Source organism: Pseudomonas sp. RC10, assembly GCF_038397775.1.
In the GTDB taxonomy this organism is placed as follows: Bacteria; Pseudomonadota; Gammaproteobacteria; order Pseudomonadales; family Pseudomonadaceae; genus Aquipseudomonas; species Aquipseudomonas bambusae.
In genome coordinates, this window is record NZ_CP151650.1 from 2,293,149 (window position 1) to 2,309,536 (window position 16,388).

Here is a 16,388-nt window from a genome sequence, read left to right on the forward strand (position 1 = left end):
AAAGTCCAGCATGGACCTGTTCAGCAGTGAGCCGATTGCCCAGCCCCTGGCTGCCCGTTTGCGGGCGACCAACCTGGACGAGTACGTCGGCCAACAGCACTTGCTCGCCCACGGCAAGCCCTTGCGTGAAGCGCTGGAGCAGGGCGCGCTGCACTCGATGATTTTCTGGGGGCCGCCGGGCGTGGGGAAAACCACCCTGGCGCGGTTGCTGGCGAAGGTCTCCGATGCGCACTTCGAAACCGTGTCGGCGGTGCTGGCCGGGGTCAAAGAGATTCGTCAGGCCGTCGAAGTCGCCAAGCAACAGGCCGGCCAATACGGCCGCCGCACCATTCTGTTTGTCGACGAAGTGCACCGCTTCAACAAGTCGCAACAGGATGCGTTTCTGCCCTATGTCGAAGACGGCACGTTGATTTTCATTGGCGCGACCACTGAAAACCCGTCCTTCGAATTGAACAACGCCTTGCTTTCACGCGCCCGCGTCTATGTGCTGAAAAGCCTCGACGAAACCGCCCTGCGCCAATTGGTGGACCGTGCCCTGACCGAAGCGCGCGGTCTTGGCAACCGGCACCTCAGCCTGGGCGACGAAGCGTTCAAGACCCTTCTGGCCGCCGCCGATGGTGACGGCCGTCGCATGCTCAACCTGCTGGAAAACGCCTCGGATCTGGCGGAAGACAACAGCGAGATCGAGCCCGAGTTGCTGCAAAGCCTGCTGGGCGACAGCCGTCGACGTTTCGACAAGGGCGGCGAGGCGTTCTACGACCAGATTTCCGCGCTGCATAAATCGATTCGCGGCTCCAATCCTGACGCGGCACTGTATTGGTTCGCCCGGATGATCGACGGCGGCTGTGATCCGCTGTACCTCGCCCGGCGCGTGGTGCGCATGGCCAGCGAGGACATCGGCAACGCCGACCCGCGCGCGCTGCCGCTGTGCATGTCCGCCTGGGATGTGCAGGAACGGCTGGGCAGCCCCGAAGGCGAGCTGGCGGTGGCGCAGGCCATCGTTTACCTGGCCTGCGCGCCGAAAAGCAATGCTGTGTACATGGGCTTCAAGATGGCGATGCGCGAGGCGACCGAACACGGTTCGCTGGAAGTGCCGTTGCATTTGCGCAATGCCCCGACCAAATTGATGAAGCAACTGGGTTACGGCGAAGAATATCGCTACGCCCATGACGAACCGGATGCCTACGCCGCAGGTGAAGACTACTTCCCTGACGAGCTGGAACCGCGTCAGTATTACCAGCCGGTCCCTCGCGGGCTGGAGCTGAAAATCGGCGAAAAACTCAAACACCTGGCCGCACTCGACCGCGCCAGCCCCCGTCAGCGGAGAAAATAGTGATTCAGACGATTCTTGCGGTGTCGATTGCGGGCATCGCTGGTACATTATTGCGTTTTGCGGCAGGCACTTGGGTGTCGGCGAACTGGCCCAAGCATTTCTACACGGCGACGTTGGCGGTCAATCTGGTGGGTTGTCTGATCATCGGCGTGCTGTACGGCTGGTTCCTGTTGCGCCCGGAAGTGCCGATTGAAATCCGTGCCGGTCTGATCGTCGGTTTTGTCGGCGGCCTGACGACCTTTTCGTCTTTTTCTCTGGATACCCTGCGTTTGCTCGAAAGCGGGCAGGCTCCACTGGCCATCGGCTATGCGGTGATCAGTGTGTTTGGCGGGCTGCTGGCGACCTGGGCAGGTCTGTCGCTGACCCGAATGTAATAGACCCGAATTCAACGAACCCGATTCAATCACGAGGCAACGATATGCTCGACTCCAAACTGTTACGTACCCAACTTCAGGACGTAGCGGATCGCCTGGCTTCCCGTGGCTTCACACTGGACGTGGCCCGCATCGAAGCGCTGGAAAACCAGCGCAAGACAGTGCAGACCCGCACTGAGCAGCTTCAGGCCGAGCGTAATGCCCGTTCCAAATCCATTGGCCAGGCCAAGCAGCGTGGCGAAGACATCGCGCCGCTGATGGCCGACATCGACCGCATGGCTGAAGAGCTGAGCACTGGCAAGAAAGAGCTGGACGCCATTCAGTCCGAGCTCGACGTCATTCTGCTGAACATGCCGAACCTGCCTCACGAATCCGTGCCGGTGGGTGCTGATGAAGAGGAAAACGTTGAAGTGCGCAAATGGGGTACGCCTGCCTCGTTCGACTTCGCCGTTCAGGACCACGTTGCGTTGGGCGAAAAGTTCGGCTGGCTGGATTTCGAAACCGCCGCCAAGCTGTCCGGCGCCCGTTTTGCCGTGCTGCGTGGCCCGATTGCGCGCCTGCACCGTGCCCTCGCGCAGTTCATGATCACGCTGCACATCAACGAACACGGCTATGAAGAGGCCTACACGCCTTATCTGGTTCAAGCCCCGGCGTTGCAAGGCACCGGTCAATTGCCGAAGTTCGAAGAAGACCTGTTCAAGATCGCGCGCGAAGGTGAAGCCGATCTGTACCTGATCCCGACGGCGGAAGTGTCGCTGACCAACCTCGTCGCTGGCGAAATCCTCGATGCCAAGCAACTGCCGTTGAAATTCGTCGCCCATACCCCGTGCTTCCGTTCCGAAGCCGGTGCGTCGGGTCGCGACACCCGCGGCATGATCCGTCAGCACCAGTTTGACAAAGTCGAGATGGTGCAGATCGTCGAGCCTGACAAATCCATGGAGGCGCTCGAAGGTCTGACCGGCAACGCCGAACGCGTGCTGCAATTGCTGGAGCTCCCGTATCGCGTGCTGGCCCTGTGCACCGGCGACATGGGTTTCAGCGCTGTGAAAACCTACGACCTGGAAGTGTGGATTCCAAGCCAGGACAAATACCGCGAAATCTCGTCGTGCTCCAACTGCGGCGACTTCCAGGCGCGCCGCATGCAGGCCCGTTGGCGCAACCCGGAAACCGGCAAACCGGAACTGGTGCACACCCTGAATGGCTCCGGCCTGGCCGTGGGTCGTACCCTGGTGGCGGTGCTGGAGAACTATCAGCAGGCGGACGGTTCGATTCGCGTGCCGGACGTGCTCAAGCCGTGGATGGGTGGCATCGAGGTCATCGGCTAAATGGAATTCCTGCCGCTGTTCCACAACCTTCGGGGTGCCCGCGTGCTGGTGGTGGGTGGCGGCGAGATTGCCTTGCGCAAGTCTCGCTTGCTGGCTGACGCCGGTGCGGTCCTGCGGGTGGTTGCACCCGAGATCGGAACAGAGCTGCGCGAGCTGATCGACAGCAGCGGTGGCGAGCAGATTCTCCGTGGTTACGACGAGGCGGATGTGAACGGCTGCGTGCTGATCATCGCCGCCACCGACGACGAGCCGCTCAATGCCCAAGTCTCTGCCGATGCTCGTCAGCGCGGCGTACCGGTCAACGTGGTGGATGCGCCTGCCCTGTGCAGCGTGATTTTTCCGGCCATCGTCGACCGCTCGCCGTTGGTGATTGCTGTGTCCAGTGGCGGCGATGCGCCGGTGCTGGCGCGCTTGATCCGCGCCAAGCTGGAAAGCTGGATTCCGCCAACCTATGGCCATCTGGCCGGTCTCGCGGCGCGTTTCCGTCACCAGGTGAAGAACCTGTTTCCGAATGTCCAGCAACGCCGCGCATTTTGGGAAGACGTGTTTCAAGGGCCTATCGCGGATCGCCAACTGGCCGGGCAGGGCGCCGAAGCCGAACGTCTGTTGCAGGCGAAAATCGACGGTGAAGCGCCGAGCGCGTCAGGCGAGGTGTATCTGGTCGGTGCGGGCCCGGGCGATCCGGACCTGCTGACCTTCAAGGCCTTGCGCCTGATGCAGCAAGCCGATGTCGTGCTCTACGACCGTCTGGTGGCCCCGGCGATTCTTGAACTGTGCCGTCGCGACGCGGACCGCATTTATGTCGGCAAGCAGCGCGCCGATCATGCCCTGCCGCAGGACCAGATCAACCAGCAACTGGTGGCGCTGGCCAAACAGGGCAAGCGCGTCGTGCGGCTCAAAGGGGGCGATCCGTTCATCTTTGGCCGTGGCGGCGAAGAAATTGAAGAGCTGGCAGCCAATGGCATTCCGTTTCAAGTGGTGCCGGGCATCACGGCGGCCAGTGGTTGCGCGGCGTATGCCGGGATTCCGCTGACCCACCGCGATTACGCGCAATCCGTGCGTTTCGTGACGGGGCACTTGAAAAACAACACCACCGACCTGCCGTGGAAAGACCTGGTCTCTCCTGCGCAGACGCTGGTGTTCTACATGGGGCTGATTGGCTTGCCGATCATTTGCAGCGAGCTGGTCAAGCATGGGCGTTCGGCCGACACCCCGGCTGCGTTGATCCAGCAGGGCACCACGACCAACCAGCGCGTCTTCACCGGCACCCTGGCCAACCTGCCGCAGCTGGTGGCGGAGCATGAAGTGCATGCGCCGACGCTGGTGATCGTCGGGGAAGTGGTGACGTTGCGGGACAAGCTGGCGTGGTTCGAAGGCGCTCAAAGCGGCGTCTGATTGTCAGCCCTTGAAGTGGGTGTGAGCCCGCTTCAAGGGAACTGTCGAACGTGTCTCACCGAAAGCTGTTGCGTGGTCGCTTCAATCCGAGTCGGTCACGCAACGTGCCCGGCTCGTACTCGGTGCGAAACACCCCTCTCGCTTGCAGCAGCGGCACAACACTGGCCGCGAAGCTGTCGAAGTCCGTCGGCAGGAACGGGAACATCAGGTTGTACCCATCTACCGCTCCTGCCTCGTAGTACTCCGCCAACCTGTCAGCCACCTGCTCGGCCGTCCCGATCACCAGCGATGTGCTCGAACTCTTGATCAGTGCCCGGCCCAGCTCGCGAATAGTGATGCTCGCGTCGTAGGTTTTGATCAAGGCCAGCTTGGTGCGAATGCCGTCAAATTCTGCCTCGTCTGGAAGGGGAGGCAACGGTCCGTCGGGCGGCAATCCGCTGAGGTCAAGCCGGATGTAACTCGACACTAGATCAATCGCGATGGCGTCGATGATCAGGCTGTCGACCAGTTGCTCACGACGCTCCGCTTCACTCTCATCACCCAGCACGACCGGCAACACACCGGCGATCACCTTCAGGTCGTTCGGCTGCCGATCCTGCAAGGCCAGTCGTCGGTTCAGTTCCGCGCGATAGGTCAGGGCCTCTTCAACCGAGTTTACGAAGCAGAAATGCACGTCGGCATGGGCGGCGGCCAGGTCGAGGCCTGCATCCGAAGACCCCGCCTGGGCAAGAATCGGATAGGCCTGGGGCGTACGAGGCACGTTCAACGGGCCACGCACTTTGAAATACTCGCCGTCATGGTGGAGCGCGTGAATTTTCGCCGGGTCGGCAAAATCGCCACTTTCCTTGTTGAACGTCAGCGCATCGTCTTCCCACGAGTCCCACAGGCGCTTCACCACACCGACGAATTCATGGGCGCGCTGGTAGCGGTTTCCATGCTTCGGAACCCCGGTGACGCCGAAGTTGGCCGCTTCCTCTTCGAGCCACGACGTCACGATGTTCCAGCTCACTCGTCCTTCGCTGATGTGGTCCAGTGACGCGAAATAACGCGCGAGGTTGTACGGATCGTTGTAGGACGTGGAAGCGGTGGCCATCAAGCCGATGGATTCCGTGACCGCTGCCAATGCCGATAACAGGGTGATCGGCTCCAGGCGGGGATTGGCGTAATGCTTGAGGCCGCTGGGCACGGAATCCCAGACTCCGACATGGTCCGCAACGAAAACGGCATCGAATTTTGATGCCTCTGCCTGCTGCACCAGTTTCACGAAAAACGGAAGCCTGAAAACCTCCGTCGTCGGAGCTTGCGGGTGACGCCACGAAAAACGGTAATCACCCTGAGGATTAAAAAAGAACAGGTTCAGAATCATGCTGCGGTTGGACATGGCTCGCGCTCACTCGCTGAATAGATGCGTCATCCGGACGGGGCGCCGTTAGCCTGCGGTCACGGCGACGTGCTTGCTGACCCATTCGTCCGCGACCTTGGCCGGGTCTTTGTGGTCGATATCGACCAGACGATTCAATTCGGTCAGTTCTTTGGTGGTGAGGGCAGCGGAGACTTTGTCGAGGGTCTGGGTGATCTGTGGTGTCAGCACGGATTTGCGGATGACCGGCGTAATGTTCTGAACGGGCTGCTGGTTTTTATCATCATCGAGGACAACCCAGGGTTCGGTGGCCAGGATGCCTTGGGTGGAGACCACCGTGACGACATCGATGGTGCCCGAGTTCAGCGCCAGCCTGGACAGGGGGCCGCCCATGTCGAGGGACTTGATGGATTTGAAATCGATGCCGTAAACCGCTTTGAGTCCAGGCACGCCCAGCGCCGATGTTTTAACTTCCGGCGGGCCACCCAGCACCAGTTGGCTCGATACAGGCGCCAGGTCCGACAGGGTTTTGAGGTGGTATTTTTCGGCGGTCTTATGGGTCACGGCCCACGCGGTCGCAGAGCCTGCGGAGGAAGAACCGAGCAATTCCAGGCTGTCAGGCAGTTTGGCTTTCAGCGCTTGGGTGATCGCCTGCTGATCCGTCAGGGCGGCCTTGTTGTCGTAGAAGGCGAGCAGCGAGCCGATGTATTCGGGCACAACATCGACGTCACCACTTTTGAGCGCCGCGGCGATGACCTGCCGGTTGCCTAGATTAAGTCGGGTTTGAGTCTCGATACCGGCCTTGCGAAGTGCCGACGCGTAAATATTCGCCAATACCGATTGCTCGGAAAAGTTGGCGCCCCCCACGGTGATGGTGGCAGCACTCGCGAGATGGCTGGCGGCAAATAAACCGATTCCCATAAATACCGCTAATACCGTTTTAGGTGTTGAAAGGGTGAGGGCAGTCATCTGTTCGCTCCAATGGCAGTGTCGTTATAGGTTCTGTTTTTGTTACGCGGCGTTTAAGGGGGACTTCCCGAGCCACGCCTGTTTGCGGATCAACTTTTCGGCGCCCGAACACAACCCTTCACTGAGCATGGCGAGTACCGAAACCGTGATGGCTCCGGCAATGGTTTGTGGAATGTCGTTGCGGCCAAGTCCATCGATCAAGAAACGCCCCAAACCTCCAAAACCGGCATAAGCGGCGATGGTGGCAGTGGCAATCAATTGAAGGAGTGCAGTGCGGAATCCGACGAAAATGATGGGGAAGGCGAGGGGCAGTTCGAGTTCGAGAATAATGTCGCGACGGCGCATGCCCATCGCTTTGGCGGAATTTTTCAAGGACGATTCCACTTCCCCGATACCGACAATGGTATTGGTCAGAATGGGTGGAATGCTCATCAAGGTTAACGCCAGGATCACGGCGCTGACATCGAAGCCAATCACCATGATGGCGAGGATAACGACACCTAAAGAGGGTAATGCACGACCGAGATTGAACAGGCCGATGGCGATGTGTGCGCTGCGTTTGTAATGAGCGATCGCGATACCCAAGGGCAACGCAATACCGGTGGCAATCGCCAGACTGATGCCGACGTAATAAAGATGTTCTGAAAGCCGTACGAAGATGCCTTCGTCGCCGAGCCAGTTTTCCGATTGAAGGAACCAGGTAAGAACGGCGTTAAGGGTGTCCATCACCTCACCCACGGGAACAGGCGCTTTTCAGCACTGTAAAAAGCAAAGTCGACACTGATGGCAAGGAGCACTGTTAATACCAGGCTGATAATGACGGGGGTGGAAAAACTTAATGTCAGGCCTGTCACGAACAGTTGGCCGAGCCCGCCTTGGCCAATAATCGCCGTCACGGTCACAAGTCCCACTAGCGTGACCGCTGTCGTGCGCAAACCGCCGAACAGATAGGGAATGGCCAGGGGCAGTTCCACGGCTAGAAAGCCTTGCAAACGGGTATAGCCGATGGCTCGCGCTTCCTGTAAGACGACAGGGGATGTGCTCGCTAAACCTGCCAGCGTGTTTTGCAGAATGATCAATAACGAATAGACGCTCAGGCCTATTACCGAGGTGGTTTTTGACAGCCCCGTTATGGGCATCAACAAGATGAACAGCGCCAGCGACGGGATGGTGAAAAGGATGCCGCTGATGTAGGTCAGCGGACGGGAGAGTGCCGGCAGCCACAGCGTCAGCAGAATCATGACGCTGGCGATCAGCGTGCCCAATAACATTGAAAGCGCGACCAGTTGTAGATGATCAGCGAGCAGGCCGAGGATCATCGGAATGTTGTCGCTGACCCATTCGGTGTCAATCATTCACGACCTCCCGCTGTGGGTCGTGAAGGGCCTCGTAGAGGTGGGACGTCGAAATGCAGCGGGTGTATTTACCCTCGTCGTCCACCTGAACGATGACGCCTGAGGGCGTATTCAGGATTTTCAGCAGGGCGTGGTGCAACGACTCTGTGCCGGAAACCAACGTCAAATGAGGCGCAGGATGGTGGCTATCGCTGAGCCAACTGACGGGCTGGTGCTGGTCATTGAGCACCAGTTTCAGGGCAGGGCTCACATGGGCCAGTCGTGGTTCAGCCACGCTGTCTAGCGTTAGCGCGGCGCTCTCGGGTTCTTCCAGTTCAGAGACCTTCATCAAGGCCAGCCGTTTGAGCGACGGGTCGTTCCCCACGAATTGCTGTACGAAGGGGCTGGCCGGGTACGCCAGAATATTTTTCGGCGTATCGAACTGAACCAGCTTGCCTTCTTCCTCGAACACCGCGATGCGATCCGCCAGCTTGATCGCCTCTTCCATGTCGTGGGTGACGAGGACGATGGTCTTGTGCAGGCGTTTCTGCAGGGCGACGAGTTCGTCCTGAAGTCGCTCGCGAATGAGCGGGTCAAGTGCGCCGAAGGGTTCGTCCATCAGGATCACGGGCGGGTCCGAGGCGAGCGCCCGGGCAAGGGCCACTCGACTTTGCTGCCCACCGGACAGCTGGCTTGGGTAACGCCCCGCCAAGTCAGGCGGAAGCCCCACCAAGTCCATGAGCTCGACCACGCGTCGCCGGGTTTTATCCTTGTCCCATTTCAGTAGATGCGGCACCGCGGCGATGTTCGCTTCCACGGTCCTGTGCGGGAACAGGGCAGCGTTTTGCATCATGAAGCCGATCCGTCGACGCAGGCTCACAACATTCGTTTCGCCAATGTCACTGCCATCAACGCTGATCGTGCCTTCGTCCTGGACGTCCAGCCGGTTGATCATCTTCAGGATGGACGTCTTGCCGCAGCCGCTTGGCCCGATCAGTACGCACAATTCGCCTTCTCGTATGTCGAGGTTGAGCGCAGTGACTGCTGGGGCTTTCTTACCTTTGTGGTACTTCGTGACATTCTCGAAACGTATCATTCAAAAGCACCGGCGTTGACTGAAGGTCGTTCATGGGCCTGCCGCGTTGGTAAAGGATGGACAGGGCTGTCGATGGGCGTCAGGAAGTTGTTGAAAAAGAGTTGTCGGTAATTACGCACGACATACACCCCGTTGCGCTCAATCCATTGCTGACGCCGAGCATGGTAGACCGTCGGTAGGCAATACCACGGCAGTTTGGGTAAGTCGTGATGCACGAGATGGAAGTTCAAGTTCAAAAACAGCCAACTCAATAGGCCTTTCGACTCGTTGATCACCGTGCGGTGTTCTGCCCGCTCGGAAGGGCGATGTTCATAAAATGAGCGAATCATGCCAATCGCCAATGCCGGTATAGAGACAAACACCACATATTCCCAGGCACTTACGGCACTGTAATGTTCCACTGTCCAGAGCATGACCGCGACCCACGCGATATGAAATGCCCACATGTGTGCACTTTCATCCCGACGTTGTATGGATTTTGGAATGTCTGAAAACACCAGTGAAGCGATGGCCAGGGGCACGCCGGTCAGCAGGCGGCCCGCCACCGTTTTATTTGTCCAGAGAATGAAGCGCTGGACCGTGGGCAGGTATTCCCAGTCGGCGGCGGAGATGTAGCGACTTTCGGGATCGATACCCGGCACGGTCAGTGTTTCATCAACATGGTGCGCGAGGTGCGTGTCGCGGTAAACGTTGTACGGGTACCAGACTGCGAAGGGCAGGTAGGCCAACGCTTTATTCAGAGCGGGCAAACGCGTGGGGTGTCCGTGAATGCACTCGTGTTGTAACGACATCCACAGCACGATCAACGGCAACAGCAAACTGATCGAAATAAACGGTCCCAATGCTCGGCCGTGAAAAATGATCAAGCACCACGCGCTGTAAAAACCGATGATCAATAACCAGGTTGGCCATTCAGTGCGTGCTGTAAAAGTATTGAGGACTTCAGAAACTTCCGCCTGATGCTGTGTGTCCAGGTAGTTCGACATCGCGCGCCCTTGAATAAATAAAAGTGCTGTATTCCGTTACATGAAAAAGCAGTTGATCGCGGAGTAATAAATGACGTCGTGACTCATCCTTGGCGCTCGGCGACAGGCACCCGTGTTCATCGTTTGAAAAGTCGAACGTTATTTAAACAAGCGGTCCGGCAAAAGCCTTCACATGGCGTAAAGGAGAAACGCCAGGCCCTCACCTACCGCACTGGAGGTTTCACTGTTGGCTTGGCAAGGCACGGGAGACGGCGAGAAGAGGGATATTGTAGATGCGCAGGCGATCGCGGACATCGGATTTGAAAAAGCCGTGCTTTTATTTCCAATGTTCAGGTTCGCGTACTGGGGCATGATCGCATCACAACAGCTAAGTGGCAGTTTTAAGTGAGTTCAAACTATCACGTTGTGTGATTCCTCAAAATAATAAGTTCGCTTATGCTTATGAGGAAATGACATATGTCGTGGCTTCACAGTCCGCCCTGCACTTTATTTTGCAGAGGTTGCGAGGTGTCGCTGAAGCGCGGTTCAGGGCAGGGAAAGACGGCCCTTTCCGGAAGGGGAAGGCGACTCGCGAGACGATCCCAAGGGGATCGTCTGCGTGTGAAGGTCTACGGGTGGACGATCAGAGGTGCTGAACGATCCCAAGGCCCGGAAGGCGTGCGCGATCATGGCCACCGGCAAAATCTTGCGCCGGTCCCTTGGGCACTACGCCCGTCGGGTTGATGGTGGCATGGCTGGCATAGTAGTGATGCTTGATGTGCACGAAGTCGACCGTCTCGGCAACGCCCGGCCATTGGTGCAGCTCGCGCAACCAGTTGCTCAGGTTCGGGTAATCAGCAATACGACGCAGGTTGCATTTGAAATGCCCGTGATAAACCGCGTCGAACCGAATCAGCGTGGTAAACAGGCGCACGTCGGCTTCGGTCAGGTATTCGCCAGCCAGGTAACGTTTCTTGCCCAGCAGGTTTTCCAGCACGTCCAACTCAGCGAACGCCTCGTCGAAGGCTTGTTCGTAAGCCTTCTGCGTCGTGGCGAATCCGGCGCGATACACGCCGTTGTTGACGGCGGGATAAATCGCGTCATTCAGCCGGTTGATCTCCGGACGAAGCGACTCGGGGTACAGATCCAGACGGTTGCCGGTCAGATCATCGAACGCCGAATTGAACATGCGGATGATTTCCGAGGACTCATTGCTGACGATGCGCTGCAGCTTCTTGTCCCACAGCACGGGTACCGTCACGCGACCGGTGTAATTCGGGTTGTCAGCGAGGTAACGCTGATAGAAGAAGGTGTGACCGTCCAGCGCATCGCCCGTGGAACCTGTCTGCTTGTCGAAGGTCCAGCCGCTTTCGCGCATCAGCCAGCTGACCACCGAAACGTCGATCAGGCTTTCGAGGCCTTTGAGTTTGCGCACGATCAGCGTTCGATGGGCCCATGGGCAGGCCAGCGATACGTAGAGGTGATAACGGCCTGCTTCGGCCTTGAAGCCGCCTTCGCCAGACGGTCCTGGACGGCCGTCTGCGGTGACCCAATTGCGGCGCTGCGCCTGCTCACGCTGAAACGCGCCGTCTTTGCTTTCATACCACTGGTCTTGCCAGCGCCCTTCTACGAGAAGGCCCATGTCTGACTCCAATCACTGTGTACGTTCGTACGTTGGAGGTCAGTCTAGAGACAATCGTTCGAACAAATAGCGCAAAGAGTCGGGTGTAATGATCGGTTAAATCGATCTGTTACGGTTTTCCCAAAAACGCTCAGCCTGCTCGAAGGCCTCTGCGCGGGGCATTCCAAGGCCTCGCAAGGCGAGGGCGATGGTCGAGATCAGCGCCAATTGCGGGTAGCTGTCCTGGACTTCGCCTTTCCAGATGCCGACGAGTTGCTGCGGGTCGAGCGTTGCTGGCTTGACGTGGCGGCGTTCGGACATCGCAGGCCATTCCTCATCCCATGGCTGGCCGTCGGTAGTGCCGTACAAGTGACTGATCGTGTCCGGGTTGATTTCCACTTCGCCGCCGTCCCCCTTGATGACGATGGCGTGATCACCCAACAGGCTGCTGGCGTCGCGGTGCACTGACTGATAGCCGGGATGGAAGATGCTCTGGAGTCCGCACCGGGCGCCCAACGGGTTCAGAATGCGCGCAAGTGAGTGGATCGGCGAGCGCAGGCCCAGGGTGTTTCGCAGGTCGATCATGCGCTGCAACTGCGGCGCCCAGTCTCCCAATGGCATGAACGCGATGTTGTGCTGCTCCAGTGCCTGCTCCACCGAAGCCCAGTCGCGACACAGTGGAATGGCCAGCAGGTCCAGCAATTGCTCACTGTATAGCCGACCCGCCGTGTGCGCGCCGCCGCCGTGCATCAACACGCGCACGCCATTCTGCGCGAGGCATTTGGCTGCCAACAGGTACCACGGCAAATGCCGTTTCTTGCCCGCGTAGGTTGGCCAGTCGATATCGACGGTCAGCGGCGGGGCGGTCAGACGTTCACGTACCGCTTCGGTAAAGCCCGCCAGCTCTTCCGGGCTTTCCTCTTTGTGGCGCAGCAGCATCAGGAACGCGCCCAGTTGTGTGTCCTCGACCTTTTCATCGAGGATCATGCCCATGGCCTCGCGCGCTTCTTCGCGGGTCATGTTGCGGGCACCGCGCTTACCTTTTCCGAGGATGCGCACGAACGGCGCAAAGGGGTGTTCGGCGGGCGTTTCAGTCAGGAGTGGGGCGACATCGTTCATAGGCAATTGGTCGGCTTTGGCAGGCCCGCCAGCTTGGCGGCAAGTTTGGCGGGAGTGCCGTTGAACAGGCGATTCAGGTGCAGGCTGTTGCCTTTTTCAGCCCCGAGCTTTTGCGCGGTGTATTTCACCAGCGGGCGAGTGGCGGGGGACAGCTGGTATTCGGCGTAAAACGCGCGGAGCAGCTCAAGGATTTCCCAATGTTCGGGCGTCAGGACGATGTCTTCCTCCAGCGCCAGGGCCTCGGCGACTTCGCGGGACCAGTCGTTCAGGTCTTCGAGGTAGCCGTCCTTGTCCAGCGGCAGGGTGCGACCGTTGACGATGAGCTGCTTCATAGCCAGGTGTTGACCTTGTCGAACAGCACCGAGAGTTCGACGAAACCGGGGTAATCAACGCTTTTCACCCAGTCGGGCAGCGTCAGGTTTCGTGCCTGGGCGTCTTCATCGAGCACGAACACGCGCAGACTGTCTGCTTTGTCGTCCAGCGACTGGCGCGCAGCGGTTGAAGGCGTCAGGGCATACGTCGCGTCGCCGCACAGCAGGATCGCGTCTTCGTGACCGAGCACGCGCAAACAACTGCTCAGGCGGGAGTCGGCGTACGGGGAATGAGATAACACATGCAAGGTCGACATCAGATCGTGATCACTTGGTCATAACGGTCAATGAGTGCGGCGATTTCATGATCGCGCAGCACCTGTAGTGTCTCGACGCCTAGTGCGCTCGGCGACATGCCGCGTTCCGCCAGGCTGGTATTGCAGGCGTACAGGTCTTCGACGCCGAACATTTCCAGGGCCTGAAGGTTGGCCGTCAGGTCTTTCTGTTGCAATTGGCTGGCGCGTTGAGCAGGCAACAGTTGCAGCACCCCATCGTCCAGAAACAACATGCCCAACGGCAAATCGAACGCCCCGCCCGCCAATGCAATGTCCAGGGCTTCGCGGGCGCTGGGGCCGGACCATGGCGATTGGCGGCTGATGATCAGCAACGACTTCGGCATCTCAAGGCCCTCCGAAGCAGATCAAACGGTCAGCGGTTTGCACGGCGTCGTGTAACTGTCCAAGACCGGACAGATCCCACGGAGCAGAGAGATTGGCAGCAGGGCGCGAATATCGCTCGGCTTCCTCCTCATTCAGCACGCCCCGACGAAGGGCGGCGGCGATGCACACTACGCCGTCCAATTGGTTGGCGTTCACGAAGTCGCGCCATTGAGCAGGAATATCTTGTTCATCCTGAGGCGTGACCACATTGGTCGACGCGCTGTGCACCCCATCCTGATAAAAGAACAGCCGCACGATTTCATGCCCGCCTTCCAGCACGGCCTGCGCGTATCGCAAAGCCCGGCGCGAAGAGGGCGCGTGAGCGGGTGAATAGAGAGCGATGGCGAACTTCATGGGCGGCTCGGTCAGCGAGGTGGCAGGGGTGAATGGGGCCAATGATAAAGAATTCAAAGGGAGGAGACAGCAAAAAGCCCGCCGAAGCGGGCTTTTTATTGAGGCTGTGGATCAGTCTTTGCTGCTGCCCATGATGCCGAAGATCTGCAACAAGCTGATGAACAGGTTGTAGATCGACACATACAGGCTGATGGTCGCCATGATGTAGTTGCGCTCACCGCCCTGGATGATGGCGCTGGTCTGGAACAGGATGCACACCGACGAGAACAGCACGAAGCCCGCGCTGATTGCCAGTTGCAGACCGCTGATCTGGAAGAACATGCTCGCCAGCACCGCTGCCAGCAGGACGAAGAAACCGGCCGTGATGAAACCGCCCAGGAAGCTCATGTCCTTGCGGGTGATCAGCACGTACGCCGAGAGGCCGCCGAACACCAGTGCCGTCATCGCGAAGGCGGAAGAGACAATTTCAGCGCCGCCCTGCATGCCGAGGTAACGGTTGAGGATCGGGCCAAGGATGAAACCCATGAAACCGGTCAGTGCGAACGCCGACACCAGACCCCACGCCGAATCGCGCAGTTTGTTGGTGAGGAAGAACAGCCCGTAGAAACCGATCAGCACGACGAACACGTTCGGATAACGAACGTTCATCTGCTGAGCGACGAATGCCATGATCCCGCTGAAGGCGAGGGTAAGGGCCAGAAGGCCGTAAGTGTTGCGCAGGACGCGGCTAACCTCTAGCTGCTCGACCTGCACGCGGTTGTTGACTGCGTAATCCTGTTCGCGCATGGCGCTACTCCTGGTGGTTGAAAGGGGGATCTGAAATCTCAAGTTGCAAAGATCATAACAGAGCCGCAGTGACACGCGAGCCAGAGAGTTTGACAGCTTGTTTCATTACGGTATTATGGCGCCCGCAACGCAATGGGAGGTGTAGCCGAGTGGTTTAAGGCAGCAGTCTTGGAGACTGTCGACTGTAACGGGTCCCTGAGTTCCTGTCTTAGGATCTCCTCAGCTGCACACTACACCTTCATTGATCGGATGCCTCGGGAAATTGGCAGAGTGGTTGAATGCACCGGTCTTGAAAACCGGCGAACGTTAATAGCGTTCCCAGGGTTCGAATCCCTGGTTTCCCGCCAAACGCAGTAACATAAAGGGCTCAGAGAAATCTGGGCCCTTTTTTGTGTTTTGCATTTCATGCTGAAAGGCATGCCGACTGCTTTGGTAGCCAAGCACAGCCTCATGCCCCGCTCACACCGGGTTCGTTTGATTGCTATCTCGGACATGGCCGCGAGAAAGCATTTCGTCGGCACATCTGACGGGGTTGGGACGACTAGCCTGGATTCCGTCACTTTCTTCGCCTCGGCAGGGTGGTGAAGAAGAGACGAGTATTCTTTCTGCTGCTCCGCAGCGTCGTATGGCATATCCTTGCACTCCGCAGTCGCTTAAGAGTAGTGAATAGAACGATGGGTTTTGAACAACTGGCTGGGCTACGTGACCAACTGCGGGCTGAAAAAAAGCCGCAACAGGTGGATGGCACTCAACACATCAAGCGTAATTCCTCAACGCGGACGAAGCCTCGTAACCATGACCCCGCCGTGGAAGCGATCTGGCCATTGCAGAAGCATTTTCCACTGGCGTTCCCCGTCAATCCGGCTCCTAAAGTTCCACTCAAAGAGGGCATTCTTCAAGATGCAGAGCAGCACTTGGAGCTACTCGGGTTGACCCACGAACAATTAAAGCTAGGTATCTCAACCTGGTGCCGGGGAACCCGGTACTGGGCAAGCATGGTGGAGAATGCGCCGCGCCTGGACTTGAGTGGTCAACCAGCCGGCCTGGTAACTGCCACACAGGCTCTGCATGCCAAGCAGCAGGCGTCGCGGCAACGCGGTCAAGATCGTCGACACCGTGCGAAGCTGAAAGATAGTGGCCAGGCTCCCGCTGTCGTCGCTGCGGTGGAGCAGGATACACACTGAATCCCCGGCGATTTGGTAGGGTGTTTTCTGGGGCTGAAATGGGTGGGAATTCCAGGGCTTTATGGAGAGTCATTACGGCTTTTTTAATTTGAAATCCGCCCTGAACCATGGCCTCATGACGCAGGTGAGTTTGCCTGTGCATG

General features: G+C 58.6%; 18 protein-coding genes and 2 tRNA genes. 7 read left to right on the forward strand and 13 right to left on the reverse strand.

Annotated elements, in window-relative coordinates:
• The first annotated feature begins 10 nt into the window (after positions 1 to 10).
• Genes AAEO81_RS10635 through cysG form a run of 4 tightly spaced genes read left to right on the forward strand, consistent with a single transcriptional unit; the run spans position 11 to position 4,427 of the window.
• Positions 11 to 1,333, forward strand: a complete 1,323-nt coding sequence (locus AAEO81_RS10635) for a replication-associated recombination protein A (protein ID WP_341963488.1) — start codon at positions 11 to 13, stop codon at positions 1,331 to 1,333.
• Positions 1,333 to 1,707, forward strand: coding sequence for a fluoride efflux transporter CrcB (gene crcB, locus AAEO81_RS10640; protein WP_166594825.1), 375 nt, complete (start codon positions 1,333 to 1,335; stop codon positions 1,705 to 1,707). Before AAEO81_RS10635 ends, crcB begins: the two co-directional genes overlap by 1 nt.
• A gap of 44 nt (positions 1,708 to 1,751) precedes the next feature.
• Positions 1,752 to 3,032 carry a serine--tRNA ligase gene (serS, locus tag AAEO81_RS10645; RefSeq protein WP_341963491.1) on the forward strand — a complete coding sequence of 427 codons (1,281 nt, stop codon included), beginning with the start codon at positions 1,752 to 1,754 and terminating at the stop codon, positions 3,030 to 3,032.
• Positions 3,033 to 4,427 (forward strand): siroheme synthase CysG, encoded by a 1,395-nt coding sequence (cysG, locus tag AAEO81_RS10650; protein ID WP_341963493.1) that lies wholly within the window; start codon positions 3,033 to 3,035, stop codon positions 4,425 to 4,427.
• Between the two features lie 55 nt (positions 4,428 to 4,482).
• Here the strand turns inward: cysG and AAEO81_RS10655 are convergent, their stop codons facing one another.
• The 13 genes from AAEO81_RS10655 to AAEO81_RS10715 all read right to left on the reverse strand — a co-directional run bounded on the left by AAEO81_RS10655 (position 4,483) and on the right by AAEO81_RS10715 (position 15,061).
• Entirely contained in the window at positions 4,483 to 5,808 is a 1,326-nt protein-coding gene (locus tag AAEO81_RS10655) for an NtaA/DmoA family FMN-dependent monooxygenase (RefSeq protein WP_341963495.1), read from the reverse strand.
• A 48-nt stretch (positions 5,809 to 5,856) separates the two neighbouring features.
• Entirely contained in the window at positions 5,857 to 6,756 is a 900-nt protein-coding gene (locus tag AAEO81_RS10660; RefSeq protein WP_341963498.1) for an ABC transporter substrate-binding protein, read from the reverse strand.
• Positions 6,757 to 6,798: 42 nt separating this feature from the next.
• Entirely contained in the window at positions 6,799 to 7,482 is a 684-nt protein-coding gene (locus AAEO81_RS10665) for an ABC transporter permease (protein WP_341963500.1), read from the reverse strand.
• Positions 7,482 to 8,111 carry an ABC transporter permease gene (locus tag AAEO81_RS10670; protein ID WP_341963502.1) on the reverse strand — a complete coding sequence of 210 codons (630 nt, stop codon included), beginning with the start codon at positions 8,109 to 8,111 and terminating at the stop codon, positions 7,482 to 7,484. Before AAEO81_RS10670 ends, AAEO81_RS10665 begins: the two co-directional genes overlap by 1 nt.
• Positions 8,104 to 9,186, reverse strand: a complete 1,083-nt coding sequence (locus AAEO81_RS10675) for an ABC transporter ATP-binding protein (RefSeq protein ID WP_341963504.1) — start codon at positions 9,184 to 9,186, stop codon at positions 8,104 to 8,106. The genes AAEO81_RS10670 and AAEO81_RS10675 overlap by 8 nt, the downstream gene beginning before the upstream one ends.
• Entirely contained in the window at positions 9,183 to 10,172 is a 990-nt protein-coding gene (locus AAEO81_RS10680) for a fatty acid desaturase (RefSeq protein ID WP_341963506.1), read from the reverse strand. The genes AAEO81_RS10675 and AAEO81_RS10680 overlap by 4 nt, the downstream gene beginning before the upstream one ends.
• Positions 10,173 to 10,794: 622 nt before the next feature.
• Positions 10,795 to 11,793, reverse strand: coding sequence for a glutathione S-transferase family protein (locus tag AAEO81_RS10685; protein WP_341963507.1), 999 nt, complete (start codon positions 11,791 to 11,793; stop codon positions 10,795 to 10,797).
• 96 nt (positions 11,794 to 11,889) lie between these two features.
• On the reverse strand, positions 11,890 to 12,891 hold the full coding sequence (locus tag AAEO81_RS10690; RefSeq protein ID WP_341963509.1) for a glycosyl transferase family protein: 1,002 nt from the start codon (positions 12,889 to 12,891) through the stop codon (positions 11,890 to 11,892).
• Positions 12,888 to 13,223, reverse strand: coding sequence for a TusE/DsrC/DsvC family sulfur relay protein (locus AAEO81_RS10695; RefSeq protein WP_341963511.1), 336 nt, complete (start codon positions 13,221 to 13,223; stop codon positions 12,888 to 12,890). The genes AAEO81_RS10690 and AAEO81_RS10695 overlap by 4 nt, the downstream gene beginning before the upstream one ends.
• Positions 13,220 to 13,519: a sulfurtransferase complex subunit TusB gene (gene tusB / locus AAEO81_RS10700; protein WP_166594832.1), complete on the reverse strand. Its 300-nt coding sequence runs from the start codon at positions 13,517 to 13,519 to the stop codon at positions 13,220 to 13,222. The genes AAEO81_RS10695 and tusB overlap by 4 nt, the downstream gene beginning before the upstream one ends.
• Positions 13,519 to 13,881, reverse strand: a complete 363-nt coding sequence (gene tusC / locus AAEO81_RS10705) for a sulfurtransferase complex subunit TusC (protein ID WP_341963514.1) — start codon at positions 13,879 to 13,881, stop codon at positions 13,519 to 13,521. The genes tusB and tusC overlap by 1 nt, the downstream gene beginning before the upstream one ends.
• A gap of 1 nt (position 13,882) precedes the next feature.
• Entirely contained in the window at positions 13,883 to 14,275 is a 393-nt protein-coding gene (tusD, locus tag AAEO81_RS10710) for a sulfurtransferase complex subunit TusD (protein WP_341963516.1), read from the reverse strand.
• A gap of 111 nt (positions 14,276 to 14,386) precedes the next feature.
• A complete protein-coding gene (locus tag AAEO81_RS10715) occupies positions 14,387 to 15,061 on the reverse strand; it encodes a Bax inhibitor-1/YccA family protein (RefSeq protein WP_341963518.1) in 675 nt (224 codons plus the stop codon).
• Between the two features lie 135 nt (positions 15,062 to 15,196).
• On the opposite strand from AAEO81_RS10715, the gene AAEO81_RS10720 reads away from it, so the two are divergent.
• The 3 genes from AAEO81_RS10720 to AAEO81_RS10730 all read left to right on the forward strand — a co-directional run bounded on the left by AAEO81_RS10720 (position 15,197) and on the right by AAEO81_RS10730 (position 16,245).
• Positions 15,197 to 15,281, forward strand: a tRNA-Pro gene (locus tag AAEO81_RS10720).
• A 36-nt stretch (positions 15,282 to 15,317) separates the two neighbouring features.
• Positions 15,318 to 15,408: transfer RNA gene (locus AAEO81_RS10725), tRNA-Ser, on the forward strand.
• A 327-nt stretch (positions 15,409 to 15,735) separates the two neighbouring features.
• The gene (locus AAEO81_RS10730; protein ID WP_341963520.1) at positions 15,736 to 16,245 is read left to right on the forward strand and encodes a ProQ/FinO family protein; all 510 of its coding nucleotides are present in this window, start codon (positions 15,736 to 15,738) and stop codon (positions 16,243 to 16,245) included.
• The last annotated feature ends 143 nt before the right edge of the window (positions 16,246 to 16,388 follow it).

Bases quoted from the DNA above. Each gene is read 5' to 3' on its own strand.
- AAEO81_RS10635 (WP_341963488.1), top strand. From the start codon at position 11: ATGGACCTGTTCAGCAGTGAGCCGATTGCCCAGCCCCTGGCTGCCCGT.
- serS (WP_341963491.1), top strand. From the start codon at position 1,752: ATGCTCGACTCCAAACTGTTACGTACCCAACTTCAGGACGTAGCGGAT.
- cysG (WP_341963493.1), top strand. From the start codon at position 3,033: ATGGAATTCCTGCCGCTGTTCCACAACCTTCGGGGTGCCCGCGTGCTG.
- AAEO81_RS10655 (WP_341963495.1), bottom strand. From the start codon at position 5,808: ATGTCCAACCGCAGCATGATTCTGAACCTGTTCTTTTTTAATCCTCAG.
- AAEO81_RS10660 (WP_341963498.1), bottom strand. From the start codon at position 6,756: ATGACTGCCCTCACCCTTTCAACACCTAAAACGGTATTAGCGGTATTT.
- AAEO81_RS10665 (WP_341963500.1), bottom strand. From the start codon at position 7,482: ATGGACACCCTTAACGCCGTTCTTACCTGGTTCCTTCAATCGGAAAAC.
- AAEO81_RS10670 (WP_341963502.1), bottom strand. From the start codon at position 8,111: ATGATTGACACCGAATGGGTCAGCGACAACATTCCGATGATCCTCGGC.
- AAEO81_RS10675 (WP_341963504.1), bottom strand. From the start codon at position 9,186: ATGATACGTTTCGAGAATGTCACGAAGTACCACAAAGGTAAGAAAGCC.
- AAEO81_RS10680 (WP_341963506.1), bottom strand. From the start codon at position 10,172: ATGTCGAACTACCTGGACACACAGCATCAGGCGGAAGTTTCTGAAGTC.
- AAEO81_RS10685 (WP_341963507.1), bottom strand. From the start codon at position 11,793: ATGGGCCTTCTCGTAGAAGGGCGCTGGCAAGACCAGTGGTATGAAAGC.
- AAEO81_RS10690 (WP_341963509.1), bottom strand. From the start codon at position 12,891: ATGAACGATGTCGCCCCACTCCTGACTGAAACGCCCGCCGAACACCCC.
- AAEO81_RS10695 (WP_341963511.1), bottom strand. From the start codon at position 13,223: ATGAAGCAGCTCATCGTCAACGGTCGCACCCTGCCGCTGGACAAGGAC.
- tusB (WP_166594832.1), bottom strand. From the start codon at position 13,519: ATGTCGACCTTGCATGTGTTATCTCATTCCCCGTACGCCGACTCCCGC.
- tusC (WP_341963514.1), bottom strand. From the start codon at position 13,881: ATGCCGAAGTCGTTGCTGATCATCAGCCGCCAATCGCCATGGTCCGGC.
- tusD (WP_341963516.1), bottom strand. From the start codon at position 14,275: ATGAAGTTCGCCATCGCTCTCTATTCACCCGCTCACGCGCCCTCTTCG.
- AAEO81_RS10715 (WP_341963518.1), bottom strand. From the start codon at position 15,061: ATGCGCGAACAGGATTACGCAGTCAACAACCGCGTGCAGGTCGAGCAG.
- AAEO81_RS10730 (WP_341963520.1), top strand. From the start codon at position 15,736: ATGGGTTTTGAACAACTGGCTGGGCTACGTGACCAACTGCGGGCTGAA.